Origin of the sequence: Bifidobacterium hapali (genome assembly GCF_002259755.1) — a bacterium.
Classification (GTDB): Bacteria; Actinomycetota; Actinomycetes; order Actinomycetales; family Bifidobacteriaceae; genus Bifidobacterium; species Bifidobacterium hapali.
In genome coordinates this window covers 14,254-31,547 of the sequence record NZ_MWWY01000011.1, presented here as the reverse complement: position 1 = coordinate 31,547, position 17,294 = coordinate 14,254, and the positions used below count along the sequence as shown (strand labels likewise).

At 54.9% G+C, this 17,294-nt stretch carries 13 protein-coding genes, 2 tRNA genes and 1 pseudogene; 5 read left to right on the top strand and 11 right to left on the bottom strand.

Going from position 1 to position 17,294, the window contains the following annotated elements:
- Positions 1–440, top strand: a pseudogene (locus BHAP_RS02745) (IS256 family transposase); the annotation flags it as partial.
- A 130-nt stretch (positions 441–570) separates the two neighbouring features.
- On the opposite strand, the gene BHAP_RS02740 reads toward BHAP_RS02745, so the two are convergent.
- From BHAP_RS02740 to BHAP_RS02720, 5 genes are all read right to left on the bottom strand, one after another.
- Complete coding sequence (locus tag BHAP_RS02740; protein WP_094729281.1) at positions 571–1,935, bottom strand: PFL family protein; 1,365 nt, start codon at positions 1,933–1,935, stop codon at positions 571–573.
- A gap of 30 nt (positions 1,936–1,965) precedes the next feature.
- Positions 1,966–2,238 carry an ACT domain-containing protein gene (locus BHAP_RS02735; protein ID WP_094729280.1) on the bottom strand — a complete coding sequence of 91 codons (273 nt, stop codon included), beginning with the start codon at positions 2,236–2,238 and terminating at the stop codon, positions 1,966–1,968.
- Between the two features lie 163 nt (positions 2,239–2,401).
- Positions 2,402–3,652: a galactokinase gene (gene galK, locus BHAP_RS02730; RefSeq protein WP_094729279.1), complete on the bottom strand. Its 1,251-nt coding sequence runs from the start codon at positions 3,650–3,652 to the stop codon at positions 2,402–2,404.
- A 60-nt stretch (positions 3,653–3,712) separates the two neighbouring features.
- Positions 3,713–4,963, bottom strand: coding sequence for a galactose-1-phosphate uridylyltransferase (gene galT / locus BHAP_RS02725; RefSeq protein ID WP_094729283.1), 1,251 nt, complete (start codon positions 4,961–4,963; stop codon positions 3,713–3,715).
- 5 nt (positions 4,964–4,968) lie between these two features.
- Positions 4,969–5,772 (bottom strand): DeoR/GlpR family DNA-binding transcription regulator, encoded by an 804-nt coding sequence (locus BHAP_RS02720; protein WP_094729278.1) that lies wholly within the window; start codon positions 5,770–5,772, stop codon positions 4,969–4,971.
- A 331-nt stretch (positions 5,773–6,103) separates the two neighbouring features.
- On the opposite strand from BHAP_RS02720, the gene BHAP_RS02715 reads away from it, so the two are divergent.
- Complete coding sequence (locus tag BHAP_RS02715; protein WP_094729277.1) at positions 6,104–7,252, top strand: quinone-dependent dihydroorotate dehydrogenase; 1,149 nt, start codon at positions 6,104–6,106, stop codon at positions 7,250–7,252.
- Positions 7,253–7,304: 52 nt separating this feature from the next.
- Here BHAP_RS02715 and BHAP_RS02710 read toward each other — a convergent pair whose 3' ends face one another.
- From BHAP_RS02710 to BHAP_RS02690, 5 genes are all read right to left on the bottom strand, one after another.
- Positions 7,305–8,441: an NADH:flavin oxidoreductase/NADH oxidase gene (locus BHAP_RS02710; RefSeq protein WP_094729276.1), complete on the bottom strand. Its 1,137-nt coding sequence runs from the start codon at positions 8,439–8,441 to the stop codon at positions 7,305–7,307.
- A gap of 161 nt (positions 8,442–8,602) precedes the next feature.
- The gene (locus BHAP_RS02705) at positions 8,603–10,954 is read right to left on the bottom strand and encodes a transglycosylase domain-containing protein (RefSeq protein WP_169713152.1); all 2,352 of its coding nucleotides are present in this window, start codon (positions 10,952–10,954) and stop codon (positions 8,603–8,605) included.
- Between the two features lie 161 nt (positions 10,955–11,115).
- Positions 11,116–11,835 carry a Crp/Fnr family transcriptional regulator gene (locus BHAP_RS02700; protein WP_094729274.1) on the bottom strand — a complete coding sequence of 240 codons (720 nt, stop codon included), beginning with the start codon at positions 11,833–11,835 and terminating at the stop codon, positions 11,116–11,118.
- Positions 11,836–11,982: 147 nt separating this feature from the next.
- Positions 11,983–13,107 carry a lipoate--protein ligase family protein gene (locus tag BHAP_RS02695; RefSeq protein WP_094729273.1) on the bottom strand — a complete coding sequence of 375 codons (1,125 nt, stop codon included), beginning with the start codon at positions 13,105–13,107 and terminating at the stop codon, positions 11,983–11,985.
- A gap of 130 nt (positions 13,108–13,237) precedes the next feature.
- Positions 13,238–14,269, bottom strand: a complete 1,032-nt coding sequence (locus BHAP_RS02690) for a 3-isopropylmalate dehydrogenase (protein WP_094729272.1) — start codon at positions 14,267–14,269, stop codon at positions 13,238–13,240.
- 217 nt (positions 14,270–14,486) lie between these two features.
- Between BHAP_RS02690 and BHAP_RS02685 the strand changes: the two genes are divergently transcribed.
- The 3 genes from BHAP_RS02685 (at position 14,487) to BHAP_RS02675 (ending at position 15,791) form a co-directional block, all read left to right on the top strand.
- Positions 14,487–14,562, top strand: a tRNA-Thr gene (locus tag BHAP_RS02685).
- A 66-nt stretch (positions 14,563–14,628) separates the two neighbouring features.
- Positions 14,629–14,709 (top strand) — tRNA-Leu (locus BHAP_RS02680).
- Between the two features lie 80 nt (positions 14,710–14,789).
- Positions 14,790–15,791 (top strand): AEC family transporter, encoded by a 1,002-nt coding sequence (locus BHAP_RS02675; RefSeq protein ID WP_094729271.1) that lies wholly within the window; start codon positions 14,790–14,792, stop codon positions 15,789–15,791.
- A 208-nt stretch (positions 15,792–15,999) separates the two neighbouring features.
- On the opposite strand, the gene BHAP_RS02670 is transcribed toward BHAP_RS02675, so the two are convergent.
- A complete protein-coding gene (locus tag BHAP_RS02670) occupies positions 16,000–17,268 on the bottom strand; it encodes an aminoacyltransferase (RefSeq protein ID WP_094729282.1) in 1,269 nt (422 codons plus the stop codon).
- Positions 17,269–17,294 lie beyond the last annotated feature (26 nt).

Here is a 17,294-nt window from a genome sequence, read left to right as displayed (position 1 = left end):
CCGACGGCAGCGTGAACGACATGCACCAAAGACTCGTCAAGGCCAAGCGCATGATCCGCGGACGCATCCGCGAGGGGCACCTGTTCACGTTCCTCGACGAGGACCTGACGGAGAACGGAACGATACCATCCACGAACAACCTCATCGAATCATGGAACGGACGAATCCGGGACATGCTGCGCCATCACCGCGGACTGCGCCTGATCCGGCAACTGAAGGCGATCTGCTGGTGGTGCCACCAGCACGCCGAACACCCCGAGACGGACGCATGGCTGGCGACGAACGCGATCACGGACGAACGGCTGGAGAGCCTCTACCAGAAGGCATGGGAGAACAGCCCGCAGGGCCGATACGAGACGTTCGGCATCCCCATGCACCACGGCACCGGCATCGACTGGAACGACTTCCACACCCGGGTCGAATGGCCATCCAACGACTAGACCACCAGACACACATTTTGGCCTATAACCCAAGCCAGATCGTCTTTACGCCCACACTAATCGCTTTTCCCGAATAAAAAATCCCCGAGGATTGCCTCGGGGACAGGTGGTTTCGATGTTTCGATATCACTCAGTTCTTAAAGCTGTGGATTGGAGCCGGAATACGACCGCCGCGAGTTACGAATGCCTCACAAGAAGCACCGTTAACCGGCATAATCGGCGCATAGCCCATAAGTCCGCCGAAATTAGCCATCTCACCAACGCCCTTGCCATACACAGGAATCACACGCACCGCAGTAGTCTTCTGGTTGACCATACCAATCGAAGCTTCGTCAGCAATCAGACCGGAAATCGTCGCAGCAGACGTGTCTCCCGGAATCGCAATCATGTCAAGACCAACTGAACATACGCAAGTCATTGCTTCAAGCTTTTCAATCGTCAAACAACCCGAAGTTGCCGCGTCAATCATGTTCTTGTCTTCTGAAACCGGAATAAACGCTCCAGACAAGCCTCCCACATAGGAGCTTGCCATAATGCCGCCCTTCTTGACCTGATCGTTGAGCATAGCGAGCGCGGCAGTAGTACCGGGCGCGCCCACCTGTTCAAGACCGATCTTCTCAAGCACTTCGCCAACCGAATCGCCTACGGCCGGGGTCGGCGCGAGCGACAGATCGATGATGCCGAACGGAACACCGAGTCGACGGCTCGCTTCTTGCGCAACGAGCTGGCCTACGCGCGTAATCTTAAACGCAGTACGTTTAATCGTCTCGCACAGGAACTCAAAATCCTTGCCCTTCGCAGCGTCAAGCGCACGCGACACGACGCCGGGACCGGACACGCCCACGTTAATCACCGCATCGCCTTCGGTCACGCCGTGGAAACCGCCAGCCATGAACGGATTATCGTCAGGAACGTTACAGAACGCAACGAATTTCACGCAACCGTACGAGTCATTGTCGCGCGTGCGGTATGCGATGTCCTTGATCACGCGGCCGAGCAGTTCCACCGCGTTCATATCGATACCAGTTTTCGTGGAACCAACGTTCACCGACGAACAGACGATATCGGTTTCAGCAAGCGCTTGCGGCAGGGACTCGATAAGCAACCGTTCCGCTGGAGTCATAGCCTTAGAGACAAGCGCTGAGTAACCGCCGATCAGGTCAACACCGACTTCTTTGGCGGCTTTGTCAAGCGCGTGCGCAATCTTGACGAAGTCCTCGCTCGTCTTGCATGAGCTGGCTGCGACGAGCGAGATTGGAGTGACGGTAATACGTTTGTTGACGATCGGGATGCCATAATCCTGTTCGATGGCTTTGCCAGTGGCGACAAGATCCTTAGCGTACGTGGTGATTTTACGGTAGATGTTGTCGCAGGTATCGTCAACGGTTGCGGCGGCGCAATCGAGCAGCGAGATACCCATTGTGATTGTGCGTACGTCGAGCTTCTCCTGCTCGATCATCTGATTGGTCTCGTGGACCTCCATGATATTCAGCATGGCGTTGTTCCTTTCGACTTGGTCCAGAGACTAAATACGGTGCATCTTGGTGAAAATTTCCTCACGCTGGCAGCGAATACGCACGCCAATGTCGTCGCCGAGATCTTCGAGATTGCCGGCCATTGCGCTGAATTCCTTGTCAGAGTTCGTATAGTCGACGATCATCATCATGTTGAAGAATCCATCAATGATGGTCTGAGAGATGTCAAGCACGTTGACATTGTGCTGGGACAGGTAGGTGCACACGCGCGCGATAATGCCAACAGTATCTTTGCCGACGACGGTGATGATTGCCTTGTTCATGAAGCTCCTGATTCAGATCGAAGACGAAAAGCGGGTGCCTTCCAGTATAGGAAGACACCCGCATTATTGCGCGCTCGTGTCCGCGAAAGGCGTCACGCCTCGCGGCTCGCGCTCGGCTGCTGTGGCCGGACAGTCCACAGGACTGTCCTCGGCGAAGTCTGCGTCACGCTTCGCGTGACGCAGACTTCGCCGCCACAGCAGCAAGTGCGCGCGGTGCGTGGAAGCCTTGACGCTCGAATTCGTCGGCGATGGCTTGTGCGACCTCTTGGCTGCGACCCTTATCAACCAGCGCGATGATCGAGCCACCGAAGCCACCACCGGTCATACGCGCACCGTACGCACCGTTCTTGCGAGCGACTGCCACAGCCACGTCAAGTTCAGGCACGGTAACCTCGTAATCTGCGGCGAGAGAATCATGCGATGCATTGAACAGGCGGCCAGCAGCCTCAATGTCACCCTTGGCGAACGCGTGAACGAAGGAGCGTACGCGTTCAATCTCAGTAACAACGTGACGCACACGCTTCTTCATTGTCTCGTCTGGCAACGCGTCAAGCGTTTCCTTAAGCGCTTGGAACGGGTCGTCGGCCTTAGCAATACCGTCGGCAGCAACGCGCAAGTTTGCCACGCCGAGAATCTTTGCAGCCTGCTCGCAGGTCGCACGACGCTGAGCGTACTGACCATCGTTGAGCTGATGCGGAGCTTGAGTATCAACCACAAGCAGTTCAAGACCGTACTTGTCGAGATCGAACTCTTGCTGGGACACATTCTCCAGCGGTGTCAGTTCCGGACGGCAATCGAGCAGCAACGCGTGACCAGCAGTGCAACGCATGGACGCGTTCTGATCAAGGCCACCGGTCGAGGCTCCAGCCATCTCGTTCTCCGACTTAATTGCAGCGTTGATGAGCGTCACGCGGCCAGCGTCGGAAGCACCGTAACCGAGGCCGTACACGTCATCCAACGCAAGTGCGGTCGAGCAGGTCATTGCGGCGGACGAGCTCAAGCCAGAGCCGAGCGGCACGCAGGAGACGAACGCAGCATCGAAGCCCTTCACCTTGTCGAAACCAGCCTCACGCAACGCCCACGCGACACCAGTCGGATACGCGGCCCAACCGTCTACGCCACGCGCTTGCAGATCGTGCAGTTCAGCTTCAGCAACCTTGTCGGGAGCGACGTCGGAGACCAGACGCACGCGCGTGTCTTCGCGCGGGGACAGCGCGATGAACGTGCGGTGCGGCAGTGCGATCGGCAAGCATAGGCCGGCGTTGTAGTCGGTATGCTCGCCGATCAGGTTCACGCGGCCCGGCGCGGCCCACACGCCTTCCGGCTGCGCGCCGAATGTCTTAGTGAACAGCGCGGTGGCCTGTTCGACACCGGCGTCATGAGAGATCGGTTCGATAAATTCAACAGCAGTCATTGATGATGTACTCTTTTCTGAAACATTTTGGGATTGCCATATCGGCAATCAGCTAGTAATTCAGTCGGCGATATCCACGTCGCCGAGCTCGTGGAAACGCTTGGCGATAAGTTCCGGCGTGGTATCGGAAATCCAAGCGGCCATGCCAGACTCAGAACCAGCGAGGTACTTGATCTTGTTCGCAGCGCGACGGAACGAGAAGAACTGCAGGTTCAGACGGTAGTTTTCACGGCGCGGATCGTGAATCGGGGCCTGATGCCAAGCGGCAATGTACGGCAGATCCATGCCCTTGCCGTCGCCCTTGTCAAAGAATGCGTTGCCGCGCTTCAACAGATGCGAGTACATCGATGCGAGATCCCAACGCTCTTGATCGTCAAGCTGGTCGAGCGTGAGCACGTCGCGTACCGGGGCGACGTGCACCTCGAGAGGCCAGCGGGCGGCGGCCGGCACGTAGGCAACCCAACTGTGGTTACGCATGATCACGCGTTCGCCGGCTTCAATTTCGGCGTTCATGATGTCCTTGAGCAGGTTGCCGCCGGTCTTGTCATGGTATGCCTCGGTGTGCTGCAGTTCCTTCTCCATCTTTGGCGCGATGAACGGGTAGCAGTACACCTGACCGTGCGGGTGAGCCAAGGACACGCCAATTTCAGCGCCGTGGTTCTCGAACGGGAAGATCTGCTCGATACCTTCCATCGTGGAGATTTCAGCAGTGCGGAACGCCCATGCTTCGACGACGGTACGCAGACGGGAGACCGGCAGATCGGCTGGCAGACCGTGCTCGTTCGGGTCGAAGCAGATCACTTCGCAGCGGCCAGCAGCCGGCTTCTGCTCCCACAGCGGGCTACCGTTAACAAACTTGACGGAATCGTCCTCACCGGGCACACGCACCATCGACGGGAAACGGTTCTCGAATACGACAACGTTGTAGTCAGTATCCGGCACTTCGCCATCCTGATACGGATCGCCCGGCTTGCGAGCGGCAAGCGGGTTACCCTTAGCCGTAGCGCCAGGACCAGCGGTGATCGGACGGTTCATACGCGCGGTCGCCATCGGAATCCAGTCACCGGTCAGCGGATCACGGCGCATTTGCGGAGCCGCGTACGGCACTTCGTTACCGTCAGCGTCCAGATGCGGCGCGAAACGGTAGTCGAGCGGACGCGGGTCTTTCAGCTCGCGCGTCTTCGCACCGGAGACATACTCCGGGTCATCATCAAGGTAGAAGAAGTCACGTCCGTCAGCCAGTGTCGTTGGCGTGATACGGATATGCTCCTTTGCGTATGCTCCGGGTTCATACTTGGCGAAATCAGCCATGTGAATCACTCACTTTCCTCCGTAGGCTCGCTCTGGTGGGCCAGCACGAGCTCCTTTACCAATTCCTTGGTCTTGCTCGCCGAATCAGGGTCAAGCCCGTCGTCGGTGATCACCGTATCCACCTGATCGAAGCGCGCGAACAACGACAGCGAGGTGCAACTCCACTTGGTGTGATCGGTAAGAATAATGGTGCGATCGGCGATGTCCATCATCGCCATATCAGTGGCTGCCTCAAGCGAGTTCGGCATGAGGAAGCCGCGCGGCAGCGACACGGAATGCGTGCCGAGGAAGACGGTGTTCACACGCAGCGATGCGACAACCTTGTCGGCAATTGGGCCAACGAGCGAGTTCGAGCGCGTGATTACGCCGCCAGTGACGATCACTTCGACATCTTTGGATTCGAGGGCCTGCACAAGTTCGGCCACAGGAATTGAGTTTGTGAGGATCGTAATACCACTGGACTGTTGCGATTCAAGCAGATGCTGCGCGAAGACATACGCCGTGGTACCGCCGCCGATGGCGATCACGTCGCCGGGAGCCACATAGGTGACTGCCTCCTGCGCGATAGCGTCTTTAAGCCCGATGTCCATTTGTGACTTTACAGAGAACAGCGGCTCGCTCAGCAGGGTGCTCGTGGTGACCGCGCCACCATGCACGCGCTTAAGCAGTCCCTTATCGGACAGTTCAGCGATATCGCGTCGGATAGTCATTGCTGAGACGCCGAGCTCCTTGCTCAGTGCGGTGATGCGTACCGCTCCTCGGGTACGCAGCCTGCTCAGTATCAGATGTTGACGTTGTGAGGATATCATTCGAACATTATCGCACACATACGCGCATGAACCAAACTGAAATGAGCGTTTCTCGCAATGACACGCCGAGAAACACACAAATGGCTTATATGAAACGCACAAAAGTTCACGCCCGGCACTTTGCGCAGCGAATCGTTCTCAATAAGAAAAGTGTGAGCCAAATGAACAAAACCACACAACCACACATTTCCAATAATGGCGATATCCCTGTGAACACGTGTCAGTCATGTTCGTTTCACAATACCCCCTTGTTCACACTTTTCTTATTGAGAACGATTCGCTGCAACAAATTCGGCCGATCTTCTCCCCCACCGGTGCCACAATGGAGCACATGACCTATGTATCTGACAGCTTCTGGCACGACGCCGTGAACAAAGCCACCTGTGACCTGTTCACCTTCGGTTACAAACATATTGTCAAGCCATATTTTGTCTTTAATCACACGCCCGATGTGGCCCACGAACAGATGATCAAATTTTGCCGTATCACCAAGAACATTCCGCCGCTCATGTGGTTGCTCAATGAGATGCTCGACTACACCGATCCAATCCTTGAGACGAATGTTATGGGCGTGAATTTCGCCAACCCATTCGGCCTGTCCGCTGGCCTCGACAAGAATTGCGACATGCCCGTGCTACTTGATAATGCTGGGTTCGGCTTTGAAACAGTCGGTTCGACCACTGCGCGCGTCTGCCCGGGCAATCCTCGCCCGTGGTTCCACCGTTTACCTGAATATGACTCCATGATGGTGCACGTGGGACTCGCCAATGATGGTTCCGACAAGGTGATCGCCCGCGCTGAGCAAGCGTGGACGAAAGCGAAAGACATGCAGATTTCTGTGTCGATCGCGCGCACCAACGATAATTTGTGCGGTGACCTCGACGAAGGTATCGAAGATTATTGCACATCTATGCGTCGCGCTGCCGGTCGCACGGCAATGATTGAAGTGAATGTTTCCTGCCCAAACACGCACGCGGGAGAACCGTTTACTGAAACACCGGAAGCGCTCGACCGCCTGTTCACCGCGCTCGACAAGATTGATCGCCCGCAGCCAACGCTAGTAAAAATGCCGCTTAACAAGAGCTGGGATGAATTCAAGGGACTGCTTGACGTGCTCGCCGAGCACAATGTGCAGGGCGTGAGTTTTGCAAATCTGCAGAAGGATCGCACGGGCATGGAGATTCCGCGCGACTGGCTGGGTGGTCTGTCGGGTGGACCGACGTACCGCGCGAGTAACGCGATTGTACGTCAGGTATACCGCGAGTACGGTGATCGGTTTGCGATCGCTGGTATCGGCGGCGTGTTCACACCCGAGCAAGCGTACGAGAAGATTCGCTGCGGTGCGAGCTTGGTGATGTTTATTTCTGCGCTGATGTATCGCGGACCACAGCAGATCACCGTATTGAAGCGCGGACTAGCAGAATTGTTGCGCCGTGATGGTTACGAACACGTCTGCGACGCCGTCGGTGCCGACGCGTGATGTTGTATGTGGCTCCCCTTGTCAGGGGAGCCACATACATATAGCCGGTTGATCAGCGGTAGGCGCCACGCACGTATTGCGGCTGATACGGTGCTTCGGCAACCGGCACACCGAGCTTGTCGGCCGCACGAAGTGGCCAATATGGGTCGCGCAATGCTGCACGACCAATTTCAACTGCATCAGCTTCGCCACGAGCCACAATCTTTGCGGCCTGCTTCGGCTTGGTAATCAAACCAACCGCTGTCACTGGCACATCGGCGCGTTCACGAATCTGCGTGGCGAACGGCACCTGATAATTCGCTTTCACCGGTACCGTCACGTTCGGCACAATACCACCCGTCGACACGTCAATCAGATCTACACCATGTGCCTTCAGTGTTTTCGCCACATCCACACTCTGGTCAAGATCCCAGCCGCCAGCAGCCCAATCGGTTGCGGAAATACGCACGAACAATGGCATATCGTCAGGAATCACGGAACGAATCGCATCAGCAACTTCAACGAGTAGCCGCATACGACCAGCCAATCCACCACCGTATTCATCAGTACGCTCATTGCTCAACGGGTCAAGGAACTCGGATAGCAAGTAGCCGTGCGCCGCGTGAATCTCAATGAACTGGAATCCAGCAATCACCGCACGCGCTGCAGCAGCACGGAACTCGCCCACAATAGCGTGAATATCGTCCACGCTCAGCTCACGCGGCATTGAATAATGACCATAGGCGATCGGGCTCGGCGCCACCGTCTGCCAGCCACCATGCTCCGGTGGAACAGTATTGCCAATAAAGCCAAGGCTGAAACAACCAGTTGAACCTTTGCGGCCCGAATGATTGAGCTGTACGCCCATCACTGCACCAGTCGCTTTTACATCGTCAACAATCCAACGCCATGCCTCGATCTGATCGTCATTCCACAGGCCAACATCGCACGGCGAAATACGTCCTTCCGGTGACACGCCGGTCGCTTCGGCAATAATCAAACCGAAACCACCCATCGCACGCGACACGTAATGCTGGTAGTGGAATGGCGTCGGCTTGCCATCCTGTGCGAGCGCCGAATACGTGTCCATTGGCGGCATCCAAATACGATTACGCACTGTCAAACCGCGCAATGCCATCGGCGAGAACAGATCAGACCCGTTCTTACCCTTCTTCGGTTTTTTGGCGGCTTTGCCGTTCTGATCATTCATGATCTTCAGTCCTTTCACGGATATTCCCATCGCCATTGTACGACGAACGCCCGTCGCGTGAACGGGCGTTCTTGATCATTGTGTTACGAGCAAACGCTGACTACCCCTCAGTCGACTTCGTCGACAGCTCCCCTGACAAGGGGAGCCGAGATAGCGGCTGCTCACTGGCCGGACGAGGTCCTATCGTCGCCTTGAGACGTGGTGTTGTCGTTGCTCGTCGTGCTCTGATTCGAGTTGTTCGACTCAGTACTCGAGTTATTGGAATTATTGGAACTACTGGAATTTGACGAAGTCCCCGACGAACGAGTAACAGTTCTACCTTGAATCGACGTGACGCCGTTACTATTCGTCATGTACTTGCTCGCCGCATTACCGTAATCGTTGCCGATATCCTTACCCCAACCTTTCTTGTCAGCGTAAGCATCCATGAACTCTTTCCACGCCGGGGCTGCGATCGTACCACCATCCCAGTAGCCACGGTAGGTACCGTTAATAGACACGTTCGCCACCGGGTTCTGCAGCGGTGCTTGCACATCGCCCATAAGCACGAACGTCGCAATTTCGTTCGGAATAAAACCGCCAGTCGCCATGTACGAGGTTTCGTTCGTACCGGTCTTAGCGAACGTCTTGCGCCCGCTTGTCAGCTTCGCGTACACACCAGCACCGTCGGAACGAGTGTCACCTAAGTTCATCGCGTACGCGACGGTTTGTGCAATGTCTTTATCGATAGCCTGATGGCAGTTGGCCTTCGGCACCGCGATCTCCTCGCCGTTCTGACGAGTAACCTTGGTCATCGCGATTGGCGTGCACTGCACACCGTTGGCTGCGATGGTCGCGTACATGTTCGCCATCGTCAGCGGGGAAACGTTGACTGTACCGATCATCATAGACGGCGTGTAGCTGTGCTCAGACTTGTCAATCGTTTGTAACGTGGCCGCATCATGGTAACCGACTGCCGTATACGCATCTGCCACGCGACACAAGCCAATCACCGCGCCCATAGACGCCTGCGTAGTGTTGTGCGATCGCACCAGACCGTCAAGCGGACTTTCAGGATTGACCGTGCTGTTCGTCAACGCGTTGGTCACCGACCATGTCTCACCGATACCAGAATATGGCTGCGCACCACCGTTGTAGTTGTCGCACACAAATTCGCTCGGCTCATATCGGGTGGACGTTTGCAAGCTCTCGTTAACTGAACGACCAGCTTGCATCCACGCGACTAAGTTGAACGGTTTAATAGACGAACCAACAGGGAAGCCAGTACCGCCACCGTCGACTTGATCGACCATGTAATTCATAGCGGTTTTAGTCTGATCTGAACCGTCACTACTCGCATCAAACTTACGGTTGATACCAAAACCAAGCACTTCACCAGTACCCGGTTTCACCGAAGCCATCATGATTTCAAATCCGGTCGGATCAGTGGCTGGAATCGTGTCGTTGGCAGCTTTCATGAGCAGCTGGCTGGCGTCAACGTCCAGCGTGGTTGTAATCGTCAAACCACCTTGCTTGAGCAGGTCTTCACGATCAGCTTGCGTTTTGCCGAACTCTTCAGAGTTGAGAATACGATGCGTTACGTAATCGCAGAAGAACGCGTAATCGCCAGCGTTCGCGCAACCAGTGGTCGTCGGGTGAATACTCAGCGTTTGCGCGATCGGCGTATTGCGCGCAGTCTCATACTCTTGCTTATCCTTGATGAATCCTTGCCCCCACATCAAGTCGAGCACAATATTGCGCTGCTTTTGCGCCTCAGCTTGATTCTGTTCAATGGACGGATCGTAGTTTTCCGGGTTCTTCGTAATAGCTGCGATCGTAGCCGACTGAACGAGGTTGAGATCTTTCGCAGAAACGCCGAAGTAATACTGTGCGGCAGTTTCTACGCCGTAGAGTCGATTCGCACCGAACTGCGCAATATTGAGATAGCCCTGCAAGATTTCCAGCTTGGAGTACTTTTTCTCCATCTGCACTGCGATCAGCATCTCGCGGATTTTACGCGCGTACGTATCTTCGGATGCGTGGAATCGCGCGATCGGATCGTTGTCACGTTCGGCCGTGGTAATCAGTACGTTTTTGACATACTGCTGAGTCAGCGACGAGCCACCCTGATTCGTATTGTTGAAGTAGTTCTGTGCGAACGCGCGCAGGATGCCCTGCATATCGACGCCAGCGTGGTCGAAGAAACGACGATCCTCGCGGGCGACTACAGCCTGGCGCATAGTCAGCGAGACGTCCTTAATCGGCACGACGATACGGTTATCTTCATAAAACTGCGCGATCTGCGTAGTACCGTCGCGCGCTACCATTACCGATTTCTGCGGCAGACTAGTGACGTCAAAATCAATGCCTTCGACTTGCAGAGAGGGCACAATAGCCTGCGTCATACGATTAGCAGCGAACACGCCGGGGACGAGTAGCACACTGGTGACCACGCCACCTGCGACACACAGCGACAGATAGGCCAGTACCAGCGCCAGCACACGCGATACGGTCAGAGACTTCTTCTTGGGCATGCAGATCATTCTAAAGGGGCGGGTATACCGCATCTTCAAGTAACCGCATGATGACGCGGGTTTCTCACAAAACCCGCAACACCTGAATTATTGCCGAATATCGTCTGGATATCTGCTCTATCTGTGCTGTATCCGCTCAGATTCAGCAAATTCTCAGCAAGTCATCTACGCGATCGGCGAATCAACATACCGGGCTGGTAAATAATCACCGACCGTCCACGTCGGGTAATCCATCCGCGATTCGAAAAATCAGTAAGCGCCTTGTTGACTGTCTCACGAGAAGAGCCAACCAACTGAGCCATCTCTTCCTGCGTTAAATCATGCGGAACAAGCAGTCCTTCTTCAATCGGCTCACCGAACCGGCTGCCGAGGTTCACCAACGTTTTTGCCAGTCGAGCAGGCACGTCCATAAACACCAAATCACTGATGCGCTCATTATTCTCACGCATACGGCGAGCCAATACTTGCAACATGTCAACGGCCACGCGCGGATAACGGTCCAGCCACGCAAACAACGCGTCATGCTCAAGCCATACCACGCGAGTACCAGCAGTCATTGCAATCGCAGAGGCCGTGCGAGGACCCCCGTTAGGGTCAAATACTGGAATCTCACCGAGCACTTCACCGCGCGCATGAATCGACAGCAGCTGCACGCGCTTGTCTGACGCGGTACGAATCAGCTTCACCTTGCCAGATTCCAGCAAATACATGCGATGATCCGTGTCACCCTCGCGGAAAATACACTCGCCCTTGTCATACCGCGCTTCCATAAGATACGGCAACAATTCCTCCGCTTGTTCGCGCGACACTTGCGCAAACAATGCGGTATGCAACAACGAATTGCCTTCGTCGTGGCTTTCGTTAGGGCTGTTCGTGCTCATCACACCTTCCTTGCCATTGCGCCGTTCGATCTGAGTCACTTACCACGTTGACAGTGGTGAGCCGTCGGCTGCGGTCGGCTCCAACCTGTCACGATTGTTCCATTGTAATCACTGTTGCTCTTCGTGTGCACCGCTTTATAAACTGCTTTATAAACTGCGCAGATATTCGATCATTCGGTTGACGATCTCGTCGCGAGTCATGCCAGTTTGCGAGCGCAGCGGGTCGACTCGTTTGCGCGCGGATTTGACCGCCTTATCGGACAGTTTTTCGGCGGATGTATTGAGTACGCGAGTCATTTGTTCAGCGTCGATATCGTACGCCATTGTGACGTGATGGAGTACTGAACCGAGGCCAGTTGAACCGGACCGTGCAGGGAATCGCCGTTGGGCTGCGCCACCGATTTTGCCGTGTGATGAGGCGATATCGTTGATGCCCGCAAACATTGCGTCGATACCGATAACGTGCAGCATATTGATAAGCCATCGATCGCATAGCCGATAGGATTCTTCAATAGTGATGCCCGCGACGAACGAGAGCGGCGCATACAGTGAGTACGTGATCGTATTGCCGGGAACGATCACCATCGCGCCGCCGCCTGTGCAGCGACGGACAACGGTAAATCCTTCACGTTCGGCTTCGCGTTCGTGTACTTCGTCGGGAATGGATTGGTACCGGCCGACTACGATCGCGGGCGATGCCCATTCCCAGAACCGAATAGTCGCTGGACGCTGACCTTGTGCGACTTCGCGCGCCCACTGTTCATCGATGATCATCTGTTCGACTGGCTCGCGCGGTATGTCGTGGATGATGACTGGGTGGAGTTGTGCCCAGCGATCTGCCATCCAGTCTTCGGCGTTGTCAATACCTTGGCTTGTTGATATGGAAGCGTTGCCGTACGACACTTGGCTGATAGCGGGCTGAGTGATTCCTAGCGCCCGCGCGTATGCCGTTTCGATCGCAGTCGCGTTTGTGCCAACCAGCCGCGCGCGTTGACTATATTGGACGATCACATCACGAACTGAGTGTCCACTCATCAGCGCATGTTCGAGGTCTTTAATCAGTGACTGTGCTGCAGCATCATCGCCTTCGATAAAAAAGTCGCCATCGAGCCGACATGATCGCACACGACGCGCGTTAGTTGACACACCACCGGCAGTAGCTTCCGTTTGCGTTGGCGACGAACCCTTGTTCGTAACGTCGTCGTCTACTTCAACGTTCACTGCGACGAGCTTACCGCCCGGCGTCTTATATTCCCCTCGCATCACGGTCATGTGTGTCTGTCCATCCACCTTGCCCTGTCATACAACTGTTTGTAAGTATAAAAACAGCCGCAACGTAAACAGATCAGCACACAATGTGTATGCATGTCTGCCCAGTTGCGGCCATATTCATCTTGAACAATCAGATGCGGGCGAGAATATCCTTGCCGACCTCATCAGTGGTACGCGTTGTGGAGCCGAGCTCGGCAATATCCGACTCAACGGCCGCGTGAATCTTCTTGGCAGCGTCGTCGAAACCGAGATGCTCAAGCAGCATCGCCGCAGACAGGATCGCAGCGGTCGGGTTCGCAATGCCTTTGCCCGCGATATCAGGCGCGGAACCGTGAATCGGCTCGAACATGGACGGATACTCGTTTGACGCGTTAATGCAGCCGGATGCGGAGTAACCTACACCACCAACGACTGCGCCGGCCTCGTCAGTCAGGATATCGCCGAAGAGGTTGTCAGTGAGGATCACGTCGAAACGCGACGGGTCAGATACGAGATAGATCGTGGCTGCATCGATATGTGAATAATCATGCGTGACTTCAGGGTACTCTTCGCCGATGCGATCGACAATGCGCTGCCACATGTCACCGGCGTTAATGAGCACATTCTTCTTGTGCACGAGCGTGACATGCTTGCGACGCTTCATCGCCAGTTCGAACGCGTATCGCACCACACGCTCAACGCCATACGCCGTGTTAATCGACACTTCTGTCGCCACTTCGGCCGACGTATCGCGGCGAACCGCACCGCCAGCACCGCAGTACAGGCCTTCGGTGCCCTCTCGCACGACCACGAAATCAATATTGCCCGGGTTGGCGAGCGGTGAAGTAACGCCCTTGTACAGCTTGGACGGACGCAGGTTCACATACTGGTCGAGCGCAAAACGCAGTTTCAGCAGCAGACCACGTTCGAGAATACCGGCTTTAATACGCGGGTCGCCGACTGCACCGAGAAGAATTGCGTCAGTCTTTTTGATGCGCTCAAGCTCGTCATCCGGCAGAATTGCGCCATCGCGCAGATAGCGTTCTGCACCGAGATCGAACGGCTCATACGTGAACTGTGCCACGCCTTCAGCAGCTTTTTCGAGCGCCTGCTGTGCCCACGGGGTGACTTCTTTGCCAATGCCATCGCCAGGGATCACGGCGATTGTATATGTCTTGCTCATAGCAGGCGAGACTACTCGCGCGATCACCAAGCGAGTGCGAACCGCTCAGCTGGTGGACACTCGCCCGCACCCTGCCTTCAGCTTATCGCGATTCAATCACGTCGCACCCGCATCAGTGAGCCCGACATGCCGAGACACGACGCAATTTGCCACGGTCTTCATCATCCGGTACACTCATCTACTTGTGCGCGGAAAGCGAATGCGATCCGGGCAACAAGCCACTTTAGCTCAGTCGGTAGAGCGGCTCACTCGTAATGAGCAGGTCGACAGTTCGATTCTGTCAAGTGGCTCCACCACCCCGAACTCAACCGTTCGGGGTTTTTGCTAGAAATGAATGAGTTCACTACTAGCTTGGTGACGCGCGTGTGGCGGAATTGGTAGACGCGCAGGATTTAGGTTCCTGTGTCTTTGACGTGTGGGTTCGAGTCCCATCTCGCGCACCCCTTGTCATTCTGCATGCGATCAGCATGGTACACATGGGTTGCATGAGTTTCGGCTCGGGAGAAGAGGAGCCGAAACCGTGTCCGCCATCCTCAAACCAATTGCATTCCTGCTGATCATCGCCGCAGCCTACATGGTCAAACGTGCAGGACTGTTCAAGCCGCGCGACTATCGCGTGATGCAAGTCGTCGTCTTCAACTTCACGTTGCCTGCGTCTGTTATCGTCTCGTTCGCTACGAATCCGCATCACATCAGTATGCTGCTGATCTCGGTGTTCGGCTTCGTGTGCGCGTTCCTGCCGCTCCCTCTCGCGTATCTCGCCACACGACACAAGCCGGTCGCCGACCGCGCGTTTCTTATGCTCAACGCGTCTGGATTCAACGTTGGCAACTTCTGTTTCCCAGTATTGCAAGCGTTCATGGGACCGTCTGCACTTATTACTGCAGCTATGTTCGACGTTGGTAACTCGATTATGGTCACCGCTGGCACGAACGTGATGACCACGTCGATGTTGCATATCGATATGAGTAAGCCGCTCACGGAGCAGCACGCTGGCAATGCGCCAACATTGCCATATGAAAAGCCGACGGACCCTGACGCACGTCGTATTGCTCGCCGCGCTAAGTTACGTTCAATTGTGCGCGGTTTTGTGACGTCAATTCCGTTCGATATTTACATGCTCATGATCGTGGTCATGCTGTTCGACGTGAAGATTCCTGCTGTGGTGCCAACATTGCTGCAGCCTGTTGCCGATGCGAACTCGTTCTGCTCAGTGTTCATGGTGGGTATGCTGATGGATTTGCCGCACAGTGCTAAGGATGTGAAAGACGTGGCGCGTGTGCTCGGCTGGCGACTGCCCTTAAGCATACTGTTTGCATGTTTTGCATGGTTCGTATTGCCGTTTGATGCCGAAGTACGCAAGGCGGCTGTAATGCTTACGCTGGCGCCGACTGCCGTGTTCTCAACACTGTTCACTGACAAAGTACTTGGCAACGCAAAACTCGCCGGATTCACGCTTGCCACATCTGCGATTATCGCCATCTGCTTGATGACTGGCGTGAACTTCCTGCTGCCAGCCTGATTGAACCGACCGCACCCACAACAGGCCGTAAGTACGCACTATCAGCACATTACTGCTGACTTACGGCCGTTCTACAGGCGTAAAAAGGCCGTAAGTCAGCACTATCGCTACATTACTGCTGACTTACGGCCGTTTCATAGGCGCGAAAAGGCCGTAAGTCAGCACGATTATCGCGATAATGCTCACTTACGGCCTGTTTGCACCGTATTTATCGTTTCAACAGTCGGTGCGCGAGGCCCTTGAGCCGGTACAGCACCGGGCGAACCGGTAGCGTAAACTCACCCGGCAATTCTTCAACATAACCGTTAAAACCCTGCTTGAACTCAAGCACACCACGACCTTCATCATTGGGGTCATCGAACACACCAGAAATACCGTAGAAGTTATACCGTGTGATGCCATGTTCTAAGCAGTAGGTCATTGCCCAGTGCTGAATCAACGCCGACGCATAAAACGGCTTATACTCTTCCACACTGCCAGAGAACAGGTATACGAATTCTTGAGGATGATCCACAAACAATGACACTGCAGCAGGTAATATATCACCGTGCTGAGCGAATTGTGCAGCTTCAGCAAGGCGCTTATCAGCGGCAGCAAGATTACGGGATTCCTCCCCTAACTGTCGTTCAGTTTTCGTCGTCGGATGCTCGTCATACTTAGCTTGTAATTGGTTTACCTTGGTTTGTAGCGCTTCACGCTTACTGCGCATATCAGCAACGTATTCCGCAATATGAATTTCAGCGACCATAAAATGCGCTTTGTTCCCGAATGCATCCTTGAACTGGCGAAAATACGTCTCATCGCGTGACGCGAAACTACGCCGTTGCGCAGTCTGCCGTTCAATATCCGCAAACACATTAAGCTCGCTATCAGCTAGCTCACGCACATGAACACCCATAGAAGCTGCACGCTTAACACTCCACTGAGTCCGCTTATCATACGAAGCGAGCAACGCGCGTTCGTCAGCAAGACCAGTCAAATCTTTCACATACGTCCAACGATTCACCACTGAACCATAGCCGCGAGTAAATCCAGCATGCTGCCAACCAAGCTGCATATAGTTCGTCATTAAGTCAGTATCAGGATCACCATCCGGCTCACCATTGGATGTATGTCGCAAATACATATCACCGGGCCAAGCCGTTACACTGATTGCTTTATGTGCGCGCGCTGAACGACGAATACCCTCAGTTAGCGCTGTTAGTGCTTGTGAATCATGCGGATCACACAATGGGCCAATCCAGATCGAACCCTCTAAGCCAAAAACGCCAGCGGTATACACAATCTCAGCAGCCGCTACAATCCCCCCCCCTCTACGAACGCCAACATAATCAACTGCATATCCACGAGCATGTACCAATGCGCCCATATTGCTCGTTTGCTGGAAGTTACCGTTCGAGTAGCGCATGCAGAACTCATCCATTTGTTCCGCTGTGATCGGAGTATATTGCGCAGTTCTGTTATCGCTCGTAACCATGATTATCCCTGCTACCTGTTCTTCGT